The sequence below is a fragment of the Fulvitalea axinellae genome, from assembly GCF_036492835.1.
Classification (GTDB): domain Bacteria; phylum Bacteroidota; class Bacteroidia; order Cytophagales; family Cyclobacteriaceae; genus Fulvitalea; species Fulvitalea axinellae.
Window position 1 is genome coordinate 177922 of record NZ_AP025315.1, and the last position, 17787, is coordinate 195708.

8 protein-coding genes are annotated in these 17787 nt (G+C 47.1%); all 8 read right to left on the reverse strand.

From position 1 onward, the window contains the following. Positions 1 to 1593: 1593 nt before the first annotated feature. On the reverse strand, positions 1594 to 3552 hold the full coding sequence (locus tag AABK39_RS19590; protein ID WP_338395000.1) for a discoidin domain-containing protein: 1959 nt from the start codon (positions 3550 to 3552) through the stop codon (positions 1594 to 1596). A gap of 175 nt (positions 3553 to 3727) precedes the next feature. Then, positions 3728 to 5251 (reverse strand): fibronectin type III domain-containing protein, encoded by a 1524-nt coding sequence (locus AABK39_RS19595; protein ID WP_338395001.1) that lies wholly within the window; start codon positions 5249 to 5251, stop codon positions 3728 to 3730. Positions 5252 to 5380: 129 nt separating this feature from the next. After that, positions 5381 to 6949, reverse strand: a complete 1569-nt coding sequence (locus AABK39_RS19600; RefSeq protein ID WP_338395002.1) for a RagB/SusD family nutrient uptake outer membrane protein — start codon at positions 6947 to 6949, stop codon at positions 5381 to 5383. Between the two features lie 10 nt (positions 6950 to 6959). Then, positions 6960 to 10082, reverse strand: coding sequence for a SusC/RagA family TonB-linked outer membrane protein (locus AABK39_RS19605; RefSeq protein ID WP_338395003.1), 3123 nt, complete (start codon positions 10080 to 10082; stop codon positions 6960 to 6962). Positions 10083 to 10125: 43 nt separating this feature from the next. After that, complete coding sequence (locus AABK39_RS19610; RefSeq protein ID WP_338395004.1) at positions 10126 to 11643, reverse strand: fasciclin domain-containing protein; 1518 nt, start codon at positions 11641 to 11643, stop codon at positions 10126 to 10128. A gap of 7 nt (positions 11644 to 11650) precedes the next feature. Then, on the reverse strand, positions 11651 to 13144 hold the full coding sequence (locus AABK39_RS19615) for a fasciclin domain-containing protein (protein ID WP_338395005.1): 1494 nt from the start codon (positions 13142 to 13144) through the stop codon (positions 11651 to 11653). Positions 13145 to 13154: 10 nt separating this feature from the next. After that, entirely contained in the window at positions 13155 to 14582 is a 1428-nt protein-coding gene (locus AABK39_RS19620) for a RagB/SusD family nutrient uptake outer membrane protein (RefSeq protein ID WP_338395006.1), read from the reverse strand. 3 nt (positions 14583 to 14585) lie between these two features. Further along, complete coding sequence (locus AABK39_RS19625; RefSeq protein ID WP_338395007.1) at positions 14586 to 17777, reverse strand: SusC/RagA family TonB-linked outer membrane protein; 3192 nt, start codon at positions 17775 to 17777, stop codon at positions 14586 to 14588. Between the last annotated feature and the right edge of the window lie 10 nt (positions 17778 to 17787).

Consider the following 17787-nt stretch of genomic DNA (forward strand, 5'->3'; position numbering starts at 1 on the left):
TCACATATCGGCCAGTTACATTTTACCGCTAATAAAGACGAGAGGACTAGGCCTTATTAATTATTAGGCACAAACTTCCTCATTCCTCTTAGCATAATTGAGGACTTCCCTTTTCCACCCTCGAAAAGCGGAAACAAAAATATATGATATCATTCCCTGTTAACATTACTCTTAGCCCCTAAGAGTTTCTGTTTCGCAAAATATATTAATGATATGTGGCTAGAAATAAACACTAACAATGGCCCCCACCACTGATAATATTTGAGTAAACAAGCAAACGTGAGATTAGAACTTCGTTAAAATAATATCGAGCCTGTATTTTATGTCTCGTCTAACTTTTCTCGCTCCCGCTATCCTGTCAATATTTATATTATAAACTGTGTTTTACGAATCAACTCCAGACTCTACAGTATTAATTGTCCAGTAACCGAAAAGGGCACCAACAACATTTTCTCCTTAATTGAGATCCTTATATAACATATCCAAGGGATCATCCCATTATCAATTGGGCGATAGAACATCTCTTGTATAATAGCTCCCCCTTTCGTCAACTCAAGTAACTATTTTATAAGATTTGAAACAAAACCATTTTGTGTAAAAATGTTTTCAGTTAGCCAAAAAGCAACGGAATATAATGGTCAATTTTTACCTGTGTAAAAACATTTCACACCTCACAATATCAAGAGCCTCCTTTCAAAAACAAAAGATTAACACTTAAAACACCCCTTCATTTCGCCATTATACCCCTCACAGCACATACCAATAATGCAATAGGAACAACCTATCACGCAACAAGCTGTTACTAAAACGTAAAACATCTGATACCCCCGGAAAATTACCCCCACCTCTTCATAGACAGTATAGCATCAAGAATAATTCATCCCACCTGACGGTTTATCATGAAAGCAAAAGAAAAAATGGCGGTGTTTTTTGACCATGATAAACTTTGTATACAAAAATTGATCACCCCCTCATCAGCAACCCTTATACTATTATGTAAGGACATGATTATCCTGAGTTGAGACCATAATCACCTATGTTTTTACAGTTCCTGAGAAAAAAGGGTTAAACACCCCCTCATTTACCTTTTCAAATTTCGAATTAAAGAATATAAAATGATTCACTGATGCTGTTGTGGACCAAGAAGAAGTCCAGCACTCTATCCGAAAGATCCGCAAAAAGGGGGGGAATGCTAGTTTCCTCGCCTACTTGTACTTATAAGGGCTGAAACATCTGAGTAGTGATGAATAGAGGAGAAACTATGAAATGAAAGCTGTCATAGAGACATGGTAAGCCCAATCCTTATATTAATCAGGAACTATTCTCGGTTATCTAAGGAACGGAATTATCAAACAATTTAGGAGCAATATTGTGGCCATGTGACCGCATATAGTTAGTGATACTATATAAGCTCTATATATTAGGCAATGAATAAAAGAAATAGAAATGCTCGTCAACATAATTCTTAAAACCAAACGCCTGATACGCCACATTAGACAATAAAAAAACCACCCTTGCCTTGGGTGGTTTAAAATAGCGCTTGCCTACATAAGCGCCGAAATAAAGAACACTACTCCGTTATCTTTACCCAGCTTATTTTTCGGCCAAGGGGCCTTTATAGCTGTAAATTTCCAATTCGTTTACACTAGAGTACTTTGTCTCATTTTTCCCTCTCTTAAATTCGTGAATTGCCAGTTTCACATAACGTCCTTTTTTAAACGTATAAGCGTAAATACTCTTTGGCCCCTTATTGGTCTCGCCCGTTACCGGGTCCTTGTTAGCCTCTCCCTCATGGCGATATTCGGCTACCGGATCACCCCAGTTATCTGGATCATCACTTACATACAGATAACACTTCGTAATCTGGTCGTTTTGGTCTTGACGCGTATGATATACGAAATAAGCCACTTCCTTCTGTTCGCCCATATCCACTACGATATCATGTGGCATCGGCGGTGTTGAGTTATCCCAGTTCGTGTGGAATTTTGAATTAACGTCTCCATCAACAATGTAATCCGGTTTTCCTTCGCGTGCCGGCGGGCTGGAAATAACCGTAAGTTCCGAGGCGGGAATTCTTTCGCCCTCATATGTCCCGGGAATAGTCCTCTTGTTAAAATCCACACCGTACCCGTTTCCAACGAACAGTTCAAAAGCCGCGTCCACATCCTCGGTCATTGTTCCCAAAGCCCATACATTGTTATTTGGGTCTTGATCAAGGCCGTTCGGCAGTTCAGTCTTCCTGTGTTCCACAAAATTAGTAACTGCATCCGCTCCATGAGTCTCTTCGATTTGCTCCAATGTTGCCAACATTTTTCCCAAGCCTAACTCTCTAGGGTACATGCCCAACTGTTCCGAACTCATCGTCAAGGGATCATAGGCTTGAAAATCGGTGTGGCCTTTGGCGAAATCAACCAACGGGCGGATATATTTCTCGCGGGCGTCAGCCACTCCTTTTTCTTCAAGGATCTTCACTATTGTATACAAAGCAAGAGCATCCTGATCAAAGGGTTCCACCTTGAAGTCATTAACCCAATGATAAGCGCATTTACCTAGTTCGACCGAAAGCTTTTCCGTGTTTCCGGCAAAGTCACTAGCTCCTATGCCCAAGTAATATTCACCCGCATTCTTGGTTAAGATTCCATTTCCTCCCATCAAACGCAATGTCCAATCTCGAGAACCGTCGTCTCTATCCAAATATTGCTTTACGTCCTCCAGAACGGTCTCGTAGACTTGCTTTACGTCCAGCACTTTGCTTTGAAAATAAGTGTTGGCTTTATAGGTTACATGCCCTTCCCTCTGGGCAAATCCGTAATCGAGAACGCTTATGTATTCTGACGAAAAAAAAGCAGGACTTTTGGTGGTCGCATCCTTCATGATTTCTTTAAAGAAAGCCACATTACCTGCGTCAAACCCTGAGAAGATATCGATTCCCGAAGCCAAAACAAGCGTATTTCCTATACCCTTGACAGCAATAACGGGGGTCTCACCAGATTTTGCCAAAATCGTCCATTCTTCGGGAGTGTCTAGTCTAAGGAAAGAGCCTTTATTACTGGCTTTTACAGTATGGCCTTCCTTCATGGTCGTAATATCGCCTACGGGACCAGCCTCAAAGGCGAAACCAAAACCGGCAACCAGATCATTTGGATTGGCAAGTTCAGCGCCGTCACCCATAGCGAAGAAACACAAGCTTCGCTTTTCGGAGAACTTGGTCAGGTACGCAATATCTTCCGGAGTATAAGACTCGTTATTCTCCGTATTGAGATACACGTTGAGCACATTACGTCCCGTTGCGTCAATCTTCGAAAGCTTCGGATACGACAGTGTCATAAATTGGGCGTTAGCCGTATCCAGAAAGCTGAAGAAATTGTTTCCTTCCCCAAAAAGCTGAGGGTTCCAGTACTGCGACACGTCGTTTATCAGATGGAGAGGCTTTGTGTCGTAAATCTCAGGTGAGGGAGCCTTCAAGTCTAGCGTGTCCTCGGCACAAGCCAGAAAGATCCCGGTCGCACCAAACAACACAAACTTGTATATGTTCTGGTAAATTCTTTTCATTTGTCTTGAGATCAATAGGCGCCTCAAAGTTCAAAAAGAGTTCCCGGACTTGTCCAGGGTTCCCGGAAATGATTTTTCCGGAAACCTTTGGACTTAGATGGGATACTTACCTCTTAGCGCCTGTTAAACAGTATTTCGATCCCGTAACCGCATAATTGGCTACTGAATAAATGGATCAATAAAGTCCGCAGTCGGCCGCCACGTTATCAACGAAGCGGTTCACTGGGCCATCGCCTTTTTTGTTCTTGTTGTCAATATTTTGGATTTCCCCAATGAAATTCGGGCAAGAGCCTTTATAAACGTAAATCACGCCGTTGTTGCCCCAATTGCCAATAAAGCTGGACTCGCGAATCAAAATACCGTGCTCAAGTAAAACGGCTCCCGCTTTCCAAGGCGTTTTATTGTTCAGGAAAATACATTCATTAATCACCACGCCTTTGGTATCACCACCCAAAGCCGCAATACCAGCACCATCCCAATGCGCATAGTTCTCCTCAAAAGTACAGTTGTGGAATTGGGCCGCAGATTTATTAAGATGAACGGCTCCCCCTTTTTTGGAAGACCTGTTTTTGTAAAATACACAGTTCCGGAAAATCGGGCTTCCCAATCGGCAATCCAACACTCCTCCATAATCGTCGTTTTTGCTATACTGAAAACGAATACCGTCGAATTCGGAACCTTCCAACTTATGCTTGAATTGCGAAGTCAGAATTTTGAACTTGTCATCTTTGCCAGCGTCATACTGCTCTTGAGTACGTCCTATTGCCGTAACGTGGGCTACAGGGTCTCGCTGAGATTCCATCTCTTCCGTTCCAGTAAATCCGCCCAAGAAGCGGGTGCCGTTATACAATGGAATCTCCGACTCGTTGTAAAGGCCTTCAGCTATCCAGAATTCGGCGTCGATACCGCCGGCTTCCACCGCTTCTTTGAGGCTAACGAATGCGTCTTTCCAAGAAGACCCGTCATTAGCCCCTTCGCCGGCATCCACGTCTACGAACACCATGCTGTTGGTCGTGAACGCGAGCGTATCGCTAAACGCGCTTCCCACTTCGTTAAGGGCCAATACGGTAAACTTGTACTCCTTACCCGGCCTCAAACCCATCAACTTGTAACTGCCGATGTTGGTCTCTTCGTCCATTGCCGGCTCCACCGATTCGGCTTTGTTGTCAAAACCTTTTTCCCAATACATCAACTGGAATGTGGTTTGGTCACTTTGTCCGTCAGACACCAACTTACCGCGGAGCACTACGCTGTTGAACGACAGACTGTCAGTGCCAACCATCTCCACCACCGGCGCCACTACGCCCTCGGCCACCAAGGTTTTGGCGCTCAGTACGTCGCCTTCCTCTTTACTGACCCCGTCTTCGGCGTAAGCCTCAAAAGTATAGGTGGTAAACGACTTCAGCTCCATCACATCGGCCGTAAACGTGCTGTCCGACGGATTGTATTCGGCTTCCACCGTCTTTCTGGTACTCAGGTTTCCCTGTTTCCAGTATGAGAAGCCCACTTTCTCGACATCAGTTTCGCCTATGTAGATGATCTTGCCCTTAAGGGTCATGCCATCCGACCCTATTTGCGTGGCAGCTTCGGTCATCACTTCCAAAAACGCGTCGTTTATTTCAAGCGGGCCGTCGTCTTCCTCGCAAGACCACAGGCACACGCCCAAACACGCCATTATGAAAAACAGTTTCCTTTTCATCTGCTTCAATATTTTCAATGGTCAAAATTCGCTTCCGCTTCCCCTGCCGGGCAACGGATTTCGCGGAAGCGCCATTCTCGTTTTTTCAGTTTGGCGGATTCTTAACCAGAATCGCCCATCCTTTTGCGCTTACTGGTCTTTGTTTTCGAGCTTAACCATCGGCATATCCAGCCTCCAGTTATCCTCATCCATCAAAAACGCTCTTAATTTCTCGGCCCTGTCCGGGTCGGAAGAGGCAAATTTGCTGGCCACGCGGTCCGCAAGCCATTCGGGTTTGCCCACACGGGTAGCGAAGCGTACCAAGTCGTTCCACCTTCGGCCTTCGAACGCGAACTCCAAGGCTCTTTCCTCAAGCAACACAATTTCCACAAGCTCCCTTTCGTCGGTAATGTCGGGATAGTCCAGCTTCAGCTTGTCCATTCTGACTATCTCCAAGTTGACGCGCCCCCTGATGCCGCTGGTCTCGGGCGATCCTTCCAGTTCCGAATTCACGACAGCCAACGCTTTGTCCGACTGGTTGAGCCTGTTGATCGCCTCGGCATAAAGCAAATGGACGTCGGCGGCACGATAGATCGAGAACACGGGGTCAAGCTTGTAATTACTGCCTTGGCTAAACTTGGTGATCACCGTATCCTCAGAGTAAATCCTGTACGATGCGCCAAGTCCTCTATAAAAATCGCCGGGCAGGTTGGACATTGTGGAATGTTGCTTTTCCCATATAGAAACGGCCAGCGAGCTCGGCTTCAGCAGGTAATCGTTGTACGAAGCGTTCGAAAAAATTCTGGAAAGCTCATTGGTCTGCCCTTGGGAGGACTGAAAGGGAATTACACTGATTTGCTCAAACGTCGAGGAACCGTCCTTTATTTTGTGCCAATATTTCCTCCAATTCAATTGGCCTGTGATTCCAGCGCATTTGTGCTCCTCATTATCTTTACCTTGACCATCGTCAATGATACAGGAATAGAGCAGGTTCGCCGCTTTCTGGTATTGGCCTGCAGTCAGGTACAACTCCCCCAAAAGGGCTTTTCTGTTGATAAATACCTTTCTCCATGGCTGAAGGATCTCTTTGTCATTTTTGTCGGTGACGGTCCAGTCGAGGATAGGCTGTTTTTGGGCCCAGGTCATTTCCTCCGTCAGCCAGTTTATCATGGAAATGAAATCGAGCGATTCCGGTTTGTAGTCGCCGAAAAAGCCATTCACTTCCTGCGTGATAAACGGTACCTCTTTATACGTCTGGGCCAACTGGAAATATGTCCAGGCCCTCAACGTCATCAGCTCGGCTTTGTACGCCGGGTAGAGGTGTTCCGTCATCTGGGGGTCTTGCTTGGTCTTTTCCAAATTGGCCAAAGCGTCGTTGCATTCCAGAATTATATCGTAGAACGGTCTGGGGTTGGCGTATTCGTTTTTGGCGGTTACGGAATAGTTCTCGATTTCCCTGAGGCTTTCGTCTACGCTCAAGGTCCTGACCATCAAGTCGCCACGGAGACCACCCAATACCACCAACGGTTCCACCACTTCCTGCAAGCCAGCGTAGGCGCCGACAACAGCCTTGCGGGCCATATCAAGGGATTGGTAATGGTCTTCCCTTTCCTGTATCAGGTCCTGCGACGGATCAAAGAAATCCGAGCAGGCTCCCAGTGTTGCGCACAGGCCCAAGACCCGCGCGCTTCTGAATATTTTTTTCAAAGTAATGTTCATCCCGAGAATATTAGATACCCAACTTAATCCCTAACATCATCGACCGAGTGAGCGGTACTTTGCCATAATCCACGCCGTTGTACATGGCGTTTTGGCTGTAGGCCACATCCGGAGTCGCTCCCAAGTAATCGGTGAACGTGATCACGTTATTGGCGACCACGTAGGCGCTAAGGCTTCTGATGACTTTGTTCTTGATGTTGAAATCGTATGATACGGAGATGTTTTTCAGACGGATAAACGACGCGTCCTCGATCCAGCGATCCGAGAAACGGCTATTGCCCATCGGGTCGTACATAGTGGCCTTTGGCATGTCCGTCTGCTGACCTTCCTGACGCCAACGGCGCTCGACGGCACGGCTCTGGTTCCAGAGGTTGTCCATCGATTCCATTTCGGATCTTACGTTGTTGTACATCTCGTTACCGTAGACGTAGTCCCAAAGCATGCTGAAACGCAGTCTCTTGTAACGCGCCCGCATATTGAAGGATCCGAAAAATTCGGGCATAGGGTCGCCGAGTTCCACACGGTCGTTCTCATCGATAATATTATCTCCGTTTTGGTCGACAAAAAGAACGTCGCCTGCGCGGAACGGATCGCCGAGGTGATGCTTAAGGTTCAAAGCTTCCGCCTCTTGCGTTGAGCTGATAACGCCTTTGGTTTCGTAACCGAAGAAAGCGTTTACGGTAGACCCTTCACGGCTGATCAACTGTCCGCCTTTGATATCGGAGACCACATAGCGTCCCCAGCTATCAGATTCCAGAGCGTTCGGCCCCAAAGAAACCAACTCGTTCTTGTTGGCCGACAAGGTCATGCCCATGTCCAAGGTGAAGTCTTTGCGACGCACAACGCCTACGTTAAGGGCCATCTCAAAGCCTTTGTTGCTTACCTCGCCAGAGTTGCTGAGCAGGTAATCGCTTCCGTAATAAACCTCCGGCTGTTCGTAAGTCACCAAATCCAGGCCTCTGCGATCGTAATAGTCAAGCGAAAGCGAGATGCGATCGTTCCAAAGGGAAAGGTCCATCCCGAAGTTAGCCTGCTTGTTGACTTCCCAAGTAAGGTTCGTACTCGGGATACCGCCACGCTGCAAACCGTTGATGTCGAACATCGGTACACCCACGTAATAGAAGCGCGACGAATAATACCCGATATCATCGTTGCCCGACAGGCCGAAGCTGGCCCTGAATTTCAAATCGCTGAGGAAAGTAAGCCCGTTAAGGAAAGGCTCCGAAGAGGCTCTCCAAGCCACGGCGCCCACAGGAAAGTATCCGTAACGCTCCGAGGCGCTGAACTTAGAGCTTCCGTCAACCGAAATACTCAGGTCGGCGTAGTACTTGTCTTTGTAAGAGTAGCCGGCGTTACCGAAAAAGCTGAGCATATTCCAGTCGCCGTTTACGGGATCCAGATTACGCAAGCTTTTGTTACCTCTACCGATCACGACAAATTCATCTGATGGCGAGTTGATGTCCACGGCGCTTTCCTCTTCGAATTTGTTCATCAACACCCTTAGGCCACCGTTCGCGTTCAGGTGGTGTTTGTTGGCGAAAACCTTATCGTATTTCAGCGACGCTTCACTCAAGATCGAGTAATAATCGCGTTGGGTACTTGACATTACGTTACGGGCGCGTCCGTTATACTGGCTAACCACTCCCGTTTCCGGAATAAACGAGGCCTCTTTCACGCTGAAAAGGTCCACAAACTCCGAAATCTCCAGGCTAAGGTTGTTAAAGATTTTCTGCGAAGCATAGAAGCCCGCCCTTACCCTGAAGTTGTCGTGTTCGCCCACGGCGTTGTCTACCAACGATACCGGGTTACTCATCCCGAACGCTCCCACCTCATCGTAAAAAGGCATGGTCACACCCTTCTCGCTACGTTTGAAAGGACCGGTAAGCGGTGATTTGAAAATGGCCGCAAGCGTCGGGTTGGTAGTGCCGTTCGAGCCTTCCTCACGCAAATCGGAATCCACCCTCGACATTACTACCCTAGGCTTGATCACCAAAGTCGGCGTCATCTGCACTTTGGCGTTTACCAGAAAGTCAAACGATTCGTAACCCGCATTCTCGATTACGTCCTCATTGCTTTTGTATCCTACAGAGATATTGTAAGAAGCCACATTATCACCGCCCTGAATGTTTACAGAGTAGTCGCTTAGAGTACCAGCGCGCTGGGTTAAGTCTTGCCAATCGGTATTATGCGAGTAACGGTGTTTCTCCACGCCCTCAGCCTGATCGATCAGGAAAGGATAAACCGACTGAAGATATGAGTACGAATAGCCCCTGTTCGAAAGCTGTTCCAAAGCGTAGTTCTGGAAGCTGGTGGCGTCCATAACCAAAGCCCCCTCAGGCTGGCTTATCACGCCTACGTTGGCGGAAAAGTCTACCCGAGTTTTGTTCGATTCAGTCTCTTTGGTAGTAACCAAGATTACCCCGTTCGATCCCAAAGCACCGTAATTGGCTCCCACTCCGTCTTTGATTACCGTTACGCGGTCGATATCGCGAATCTGGATATTCGACAACGGGTTATAAGTAAAGCCGTCGATCGAGGACAATTGCCCTACCCCGGTCTCGAAGATCACGCCGTCAACCACCAACAGCGGGCGCGTATGGGACGAAAGCGTGGACATTCCGCGCAGGCTCATCGACGTACCGGAAGCCGAAGTTCCCGAACGCGAAACGGCGTACAGGCCGGGAACCATGCCTTGCAGCGCATTGTCCAAGGTTCCGTATCCGCGTTCCATGATCTGGTCGCGGGTCAAGGTTACGGCCGCGCCGGCATATTCCCGGCTGTCCAAGCTACCTCGCGACGTGGCGTGGCGCTTACTGGCGTCGGCGCCACCCGCCGGCACAAGGTTTACATTTATTACGCTTCGCCCGTTGATGTAAATGGTCCGGGACTCGTAACCCGCGTAGGCGAATTCCAACATCACTTCCGCCTTGGAGGATACCGGAAGCGAGTACATACCCTCGTCGTCTGTAAAGCCGGAAACGCCGTCGCTTCCGAGCAAGTTCACGACGACACCCTTTAGGGCGCCACCGCCTTCAGCGTCCCTCACTTGGCCGGTAACCTTGTCCTGAGCATGGACATAACCGCCAAACAAGGGTGCGAACAATAAAATTATATTTACAAAAATGTTCTTCATTCCAAATTGATTTTGAACGAAAATCAAAAAAACACGTACAGTGCTATTCCCACCTCGCCGACATTGTGAAATAGTTCAAACTAATTTTGTATTTCCCGTCGTCGTCCGGTGTATCCACTTCAAAAAGGATGGTGCGATCGCCAAATTCACTGAACATGATTTCTCGGTAAACATCATAAGACCAGTTATATCCAGGGAGATAGTCCGTGTCCAACACCTCACCGTCGAGGTAGACCTTGGCGCCTGTAGAGTTGTCTTTCAATCCACTAATACTGACATCGAACATTCCCGCAGGAACATCCTCCAGGCGATACTGAACGTAGAACTTCTTGTCGGCGCTGAAATTGAAAGCCACTTGCTGGTCTTTTACCGAAACGGAACGCTCGACCTCTTCAAACTGGCTTCCATCATCCGGGGTTTCGCCTGAAGAAGGTATTACCGGCGCGTCCGACATCGGATTGTCGAAACCGTAGTACATGAGTTTACTATCGTCGGAAGCGTCGAAAGCTAAAGGTCTAACCATCACGGGGCCCATGAGCAATTCCAAATTGGCGATGTCATGAACATAACCGTTGCTGAACCTTGTTGGCTCTTCGGCAAACCATTCTTCCGTCAAGATAATATCACCACCACTCGTTGATACCGTATCTCCTTGCTCAAGTTCCTCAAAGGACTTGTAAAACAGGGTCGAAGCCATGATCTTATCGTGTAGCCATTTTCGGTATTCCACGTCATCAGTAAAGTAGTCGGGAAGGTTTTCTTCGGAAGTGTAATAGCGCTTCACCAAGTTATCATAGGCTTTTTTGTAAGCCTCATCAGAGAGGCGTAACGCTTCAAAACGGCGGGCTTCGTCGTCTATACGTCCATATTTCACCAGATAGACATAATCGTCAACAAAAACGGAATCGTAAACTGGCATACCGAATTCGTTGACCCCGATCATATCACTGAGCTCTCTTTTGAAAAGCAGAGAATCCTTCAAAACAAACTCACGGAACATATCATAACCTTCCACGGGTTTCTCGAAGCCTTCGAAGATGTTTTCCAACGGCTCCAAGTTTTTGTCGAGGAAGTAAATAATCCCGTTCTGACAGATCAAAGGTTCTGTTTTAGACCTAGCTTCCAGATCGAAAAGTAGTCCGCCGTGGTCCTTGTCCACCCAAATCTCTTTGTTTTTGTAAAGAGACTTCAAGTTTCGCCTGATGAACTTTCCTGTTTCGTCATCCACATTGAAATAAAAATCATAAAGAAGCGTGCCTCCGATATGGTATTTCAACAGACTGTCAACAGGCATCTCCGACTCGTCCCAGGCCGTGATGGCCTCCTTGGGAGGCAACATAACGGTAACGGGCCTGGAACCGGAAACGGAATCCATATAGCCCGTACGCTTCAGGAAATCGGCGAAAAAAGCGTAGTCCCCTTTCGACGCTATGTATTCGCCAACCGTCATGTCTTTAACTTCGGAACTGCCTTGGTCCAGAAAATGATCGTCACGATCGTCACATGCGCACATCATTGAAACCAGCGCGCCGGCCAATACCATGGTCCAGATATATTTCATGATCTGTTTAGTTTACCGGTTTGAAAATAAAGCAGTCCAGCAACAAGCCCGAACCCGTAATGGCCTCGAAACGAATTACATGCGAACCGTTTTCCTTAAAAGTATAGATGCCCATAAAGTGCGACTGGACACCCGTCTTGGCCGGTTTTTCGCCTTTTATTCCATCAATGGAGGTAATGAAGGTTCCCTTGTTTCCGTTTTCGGCAAACTTGGCATAAACCTTATATTTTCCTTTAACGATAGGCTTGGTTGTGTATTCGAACCAACCGTAGCGTGCATCCCAACAGGCCACAAAGTCGTTGTCGTAACCGCCACTGCCCAGCTGGTATTTGAAGCGGATATAGCCCAAACCTTTCCAACGGCCGATCTCGTCGGCGGAGAAGTATGTGTGGTTGATGTTGTTCTTGTTGTATTTCAAAATTTCCGGAACGTCATCAACGTCATCGTAAAATTCCCTCGGGGTGGGCTGGAACACATAGTGGATTTTCTCCAAATCATGAATCACGGCGTTTCTGGCCTGAAGGTCCATTTTGTAAACATTCAGGTAGTTCGACTCTTCCAAGATATTATCAAGGAAATCGTAATGCGGATTCACGAAGAACTTCTCCAACGGGTTCACTTCCACCATCGTCTTGCTAAGAGTCATATACATCTCGGCCTTGAGGCGGTTGGAGTACAGCTTTCTGGTAAGCACGTGGTTTCCGACAAACTGATTAAGTGCGTTTTCCGGATTCGTATAGTCGTCCGCCGCACCCAGTTTAACGATCAAATCCTCAACTGTTTGGATTCCGTCAGCTATATATACTTCATCAGGTTCAGCAAATATTGTGTAACTGGTCAGCTTTCCGTCTTCGTCCTGAAAAGAATCTAGTTTGGTATCGTAGCCTGTCAATTCCACCGCTTGCGCCAAGATTCCGAATCGCTGAGCCTTTTTCAGAGTTGTGAAGCCTCCGTCTACGATAGGCGATACTGGCATGTCTACTACGTGCAACACACCGTTTGAGCACTCATAATCGCGATCGACGATCTGTGAAGTCTGGTTAAGCATCATGGTATTGAAACCGCCGTCGCCAAACATTACCGTCAGGTAGTTGCCGTTGAGCGTTGTGTCGGCCATCGGACCTTGGTCCATGGCGTAGCTTTCGTACTGCGACATCACGATATGGTTTTTTACCAAACGGTTTATCTTTTCCTTCTCCATACCAGTGGCGCTCGAATGGCCTTGGTCAGCCAGGTATTTGAGCACGCCTTCGTTTTCGCAAGCTAGGACAGTATACTTTCCCCTTGCTCCCAGAAGTCCCTCATAGTCGGATTGCGCAATCACTTTGAGCCATTCCTCAAAGCGACCTTCCTCATCACGCTCCATCAGTTGCAGGGCCGTATAGTATTCCGGTTCGGTATAGGCCCCTTTGTCGGTATCACAAGCCCAAAAAGAGGCCAGACAGAAAAACGACAAGACGAGAAGCAGAGAATAACGCACTTGTATTTTATTATTCTTCATAGTCTCCAAATTAATCGTAATAAGGGTTTTGCGTAAGGTTCGGGTTGCTGAGCAACTCATCTCTGTGGATAGGCATATAGTGGCTCATCGGGTCCGTCAGCAAACTTCTCCATTTGGGTACCGAACCCGGATCCACCCCTTTGGTCATCAGGTCGATAAGCTTCTCTTTCCTCTGGTAGTTGTTGCGCTTGGCCATCCGCAAGAGGTCGAACCAACGTTTGCCTTCGAAAGCCAGTTCCATTCCGCGCTCTTCGAGGATAATGTCTTCGGCCACCTCACGGTTGCTTGGGATCACACGCACATCAAGCTCGGCGCGTTCGCGAATTTCTTCCAAGATCAATTGCGCTTCGAAATACTGATCTTTCTGCACCAAAGCTTCGGCTTTCATTAATAACACTTCCGCGTAACGGTATACAATCCAGTTAGCGTCCTCGACATTACTGACCAACAAGGGTTTTACAATTGTGTAATTGTCTTCCCCCTCACGGAGTATCAAAGTGTTTATCTTCCGGATATCCCTGTCAGTGAAAAGTTCGCCCACTTCTGTGGATGCCGACAAAACCTCCGCACCATCTTTAATAAACACGTTTTTCAAAGGGCTCTTCTCTCCACGGGCCACATCATAAGGCAACTCGAAAATACTCTCGATGGTATTACCTTCGGCGAAAATATCCCTCCAGAATTCTACAAGAACATAATCCGATCGGTTGATAATCTTGTCGCACTTTTCAATACACTTGTCATAATCCTCCATCCAAAGGTAGACATCAGCCAACAGAGCCTGTACTGCGGCTTGCGTAGCGAAACCTCTGTTCAGGTCAGGGTCGGCGTATCGTCTGGGAATATAGCGCTCGGCCCATTCAAGGTCAGTTACAATTTGGGCCAAGACTTCCTCCTCAGTGCTCTTGGGCAAAACTACGTTTACGTCATCCGTATCAGTAGGCTCCAACTGTAAAGGCACGTCCTTAAAGGTTCTTACCAAATAGAAATAACTCAGCGAACGGAGAAAATACGCTTCGCTCAGATAGGCGTTAAGTTCCTTTTTTCCCAGTGTGAGATCCGAAGATCTTACTCCGGGAGCGTACTTAATTACATTATTGGCATAGTTAATCACTTTGTAGATCCCACCCCATTTACTCAGGGAATTATTATCCAAGATCTCAAGTCTTAACACTCGTTCGTAGTCCAAATAGTCCCCGTGATTGGAGGCGCCATCCACCACAAAATCCCCACGCAAATCACCCCACAAAAAAAGGGTATTGACCTGCCCTCTCAATTGCGAATAGCACTGATTAAGGGCCAATCTGATATCTTTTTCAGATTTCCAATAGTCCTCCAAAGTAATGTCGTTCTGGGGCTCTACCTCAAGCCAAGCTCCGCACGAAGAAGCCGAAACCGAAACCAGAACCGCTATAAATAGCCTAAAAATTGTTTTCATAATCTAGAAGGTTGCGGTGAGCCCGAAAGTAAAACTTCTACTTGGCGGGGTGGTCGATTTATCTATACCGAATGCATAAACACCTGACCCCAACGGCACTTCAGGATCCTGTCCCGTATAGTCAGTGAAAGTGGCCAAGTTCCGGATGGTAGCGTAGAGGGAAAGGTTATCCATTCGGTAACGCTTCAACATCTTTTTGGGGAAGCTATAGTTCACCGAAAGCGTTTTCCAACGAAGGTATGATCCATCTTCAACGAAACGGTCAGAACCGAGCCAATTGAAACCTAGGCCCTGTACCGCCCGAGGGATTTCGGTCTCGTCTCCTTCGTATCTCCACCTATTCATCGTCGCCGTACTTTGGTTCTCTTTCCCGTACATGTTTTCGGCATACATTCGGGCTTCGTTTACGATTTCCTGGCCCAGTCTGAAATGGAAATTAGAACTTACAGTAAGGTTTTTATAAGTAACACGGAAACCAAAGCCACCCGTAAGATCAGGATTACTTGAGCCAAGGTATACCACATCGTTTTCACTTATCTCGCCATCGAAGTTCCTGTCGGCATAGATAGCGTCGCCTCCCTGAAATTCATAGTTGTTGCCCCCGCCCATAATCATGCGCATCGGCTGGCCAGTAAGCTGGTCTATCACCACTTCGCCGTTTCTGTCGTACACCAAAGCGTTCTCTGTTCTAGTATACACACCACGGTAGTTATATCCATAAAAACCGCCGATGGGGTCGCCGATCACTACTTTTGTAGCGTACTGCCCGTTTTTGTGCATGTCTCCTTTTTCCAAACTGAAAGTCTCAGGCACATCGTCAACCTCGTTCAAGTTTCTGGAAACATTCATCGAAACGCGTACTGTCCAGTCTTTTGTCTTGTATGGCACTGTGTTGACCGCCAGCTCGATACCCTTGTTGGTCATACCACCAGCATTCTGCTTAATTACGCTGAAACCCGAAGACGTAGGCATAGCCAAATCCCAAATCAAATCCGTGGACTTTTTCTCATAAACATCGAAATCCATGTAGAAACGCCCCTCGAACAACGACATCTCGAAACCAAGGTCAAATTGCGTAACCCTTTCCCATTTGAGGTTATTAAGCTTGACGTTATTCGGGTAAACTGTCCCTTGGCCGTTATAGCTAGAACCTGTTTTATAGATCGAATAATGGCTATCTCCTTTCGGGGCGCGACCATTCACGCCGAAAGTTCCCCTGACCTTCAAGTCATCGATCCAAGTATATTTCTCCATGAATGATTCAGAAGAAATTCTCCATCCAAAACCGCCAAACGGAAACGCCCCCCACTTGGTATTGTCCCCGAAATTGGAACTGGCGTCGAACCTAACTCCAAAGTCTGCCATATAACGATCGTTCCACTTATAAAAAGCCCGCCCAAGAGCCGCCATTTCACGCTCAAGTCCAGTTCCTCCCTTGAGCGCACTTAGCTCACTACCCACTCCAGGATCATCGAAACTGCCGGATGGCAAGCCTCCCGAAGCAGACTCGAAGAAGTTGGTTCTACGGTCGGAGGTGGACCACTGGCCCATCACTGACGCGTCATGCCCCTCGGCAAGTTTAGGATAGTAAAAAAGTTGCGTAAGAGTTTGGGATCTAAAGCTTTCGCTCACTTTTTCCGAAGACATATTGGTCGCCTTATCGTTCCATTCTTTGCTTGAAGCAGCCAAAGGCAGAAAGGAATTCTCCCTATATTTACCTAGGTCAAACGTAATGTTCGACTTAAGGAGTAACTGCTCCGTAATGGAATACTGTAACCTAAAGGTAGAACGAAGAATGTTGTTAATCGAGCTTCGTGTAGCCTCGTTGATCAAAGCCACAGGGTTGTCCGACTTATAATAGGCATCCGGACGGGCGTCCAAAAAATACTGCCCGGTCGGATTGCCCAGTGAATCCATATCGTAGATGCTCTGGTTTGGCATCTTGAGTCTGGCAATTTTCCTTGTGTCCTTGTTATACAGTTTATCATTATCCTCCCTTGAGTAAGAGAAATCAGAACTGATTCTCAATCGGGTAGAAACGTCAAAGTCAAGGTTAGCGCGAAACGACAAACGATCATAGCTTGTGTTTTTAGTGGTACCGTCCTGAGAATAATAGGTGGTCGAGACATTGTATTTCGCTTTGTCTCCACCACCCCTGATCGATACGCTATGCTCTTGGTTACCCGCATTTTGGGTAATTTCGTCTAACCAATCCGTCTCTTGAGAATAGAGGTGATACAGTTCCCAATCCTGGTCATAATTCAGCTCGTTAACGTTACTGTGCGAACTTTTCCCTTCCTTATTGAACAGCGCCTGCTTCTGGAGCGTAACATAATCTCCAGCGTTCAGCATTGGAATCGGATCTGGCTGTACGTCGTAGAAAAATTTGTAATTGTAACGAACCTTCGGCTTTGACTTACGTCCCCTCTTGGTTGTAATCTCGATAATGCCGTTTGCTGCTTTTGCCCCCCAAACAGCGGCAGACTGAGCATCCTTACTGATTTGAATATCCGCTATATCTTCAGGGGAAATTGAGAGAAGCTGGCTATAATCTTCCGAATCCGCGGAGTTAAAGTCGAAACCGTCATTTACATCCACCTCAAACGGCATTCCGTCGAGAATAATCAAGGGCTCTCGATCACCGGTAATAGTAGCCGTACCACGGATCCTGATCTGCATACCCGCTCCAGGATCACCGGAAAGGGCAGTGATATCCACACCGCTGACTTGTCCCTGAAGCATCTCGTCCACAGAAGCTACACCCATTTGCTCAAGATCGTCGATCTTAATACTAGTCACCGCCGAAACCTTGTCACGCATCTGGATAAAACCATCGCTTGTATAACGGGCTTCCTGTACCACAACCGTTTCAAGTTGCTGACTATCATCTTCCATCTGAACATCAACAGCGCTTCTGCCATTGACAGTGATCATCTGGTCTTTATACCCCACGAAGGTTACCTTGATACGGGCGTTTTCCTCCGCCAACTTGATCATATAGAATCCGTTAATGTCGGTTACCACACCGTGCAAATAGCGCTCTTCCTGATCCACCTCAACTATAGTGGCTCCTGGGAGCGCCTCTCCCGTCTGTTTATCTTTAATATAGCCTTGCAGTACGGTATTCTTCTGGGCCCAAGCTGTTGTTAGAGCCAAAAAGAACATAGTAGCGCAAAGCGCTAAAAACTTTCTCATCTATAAAAAA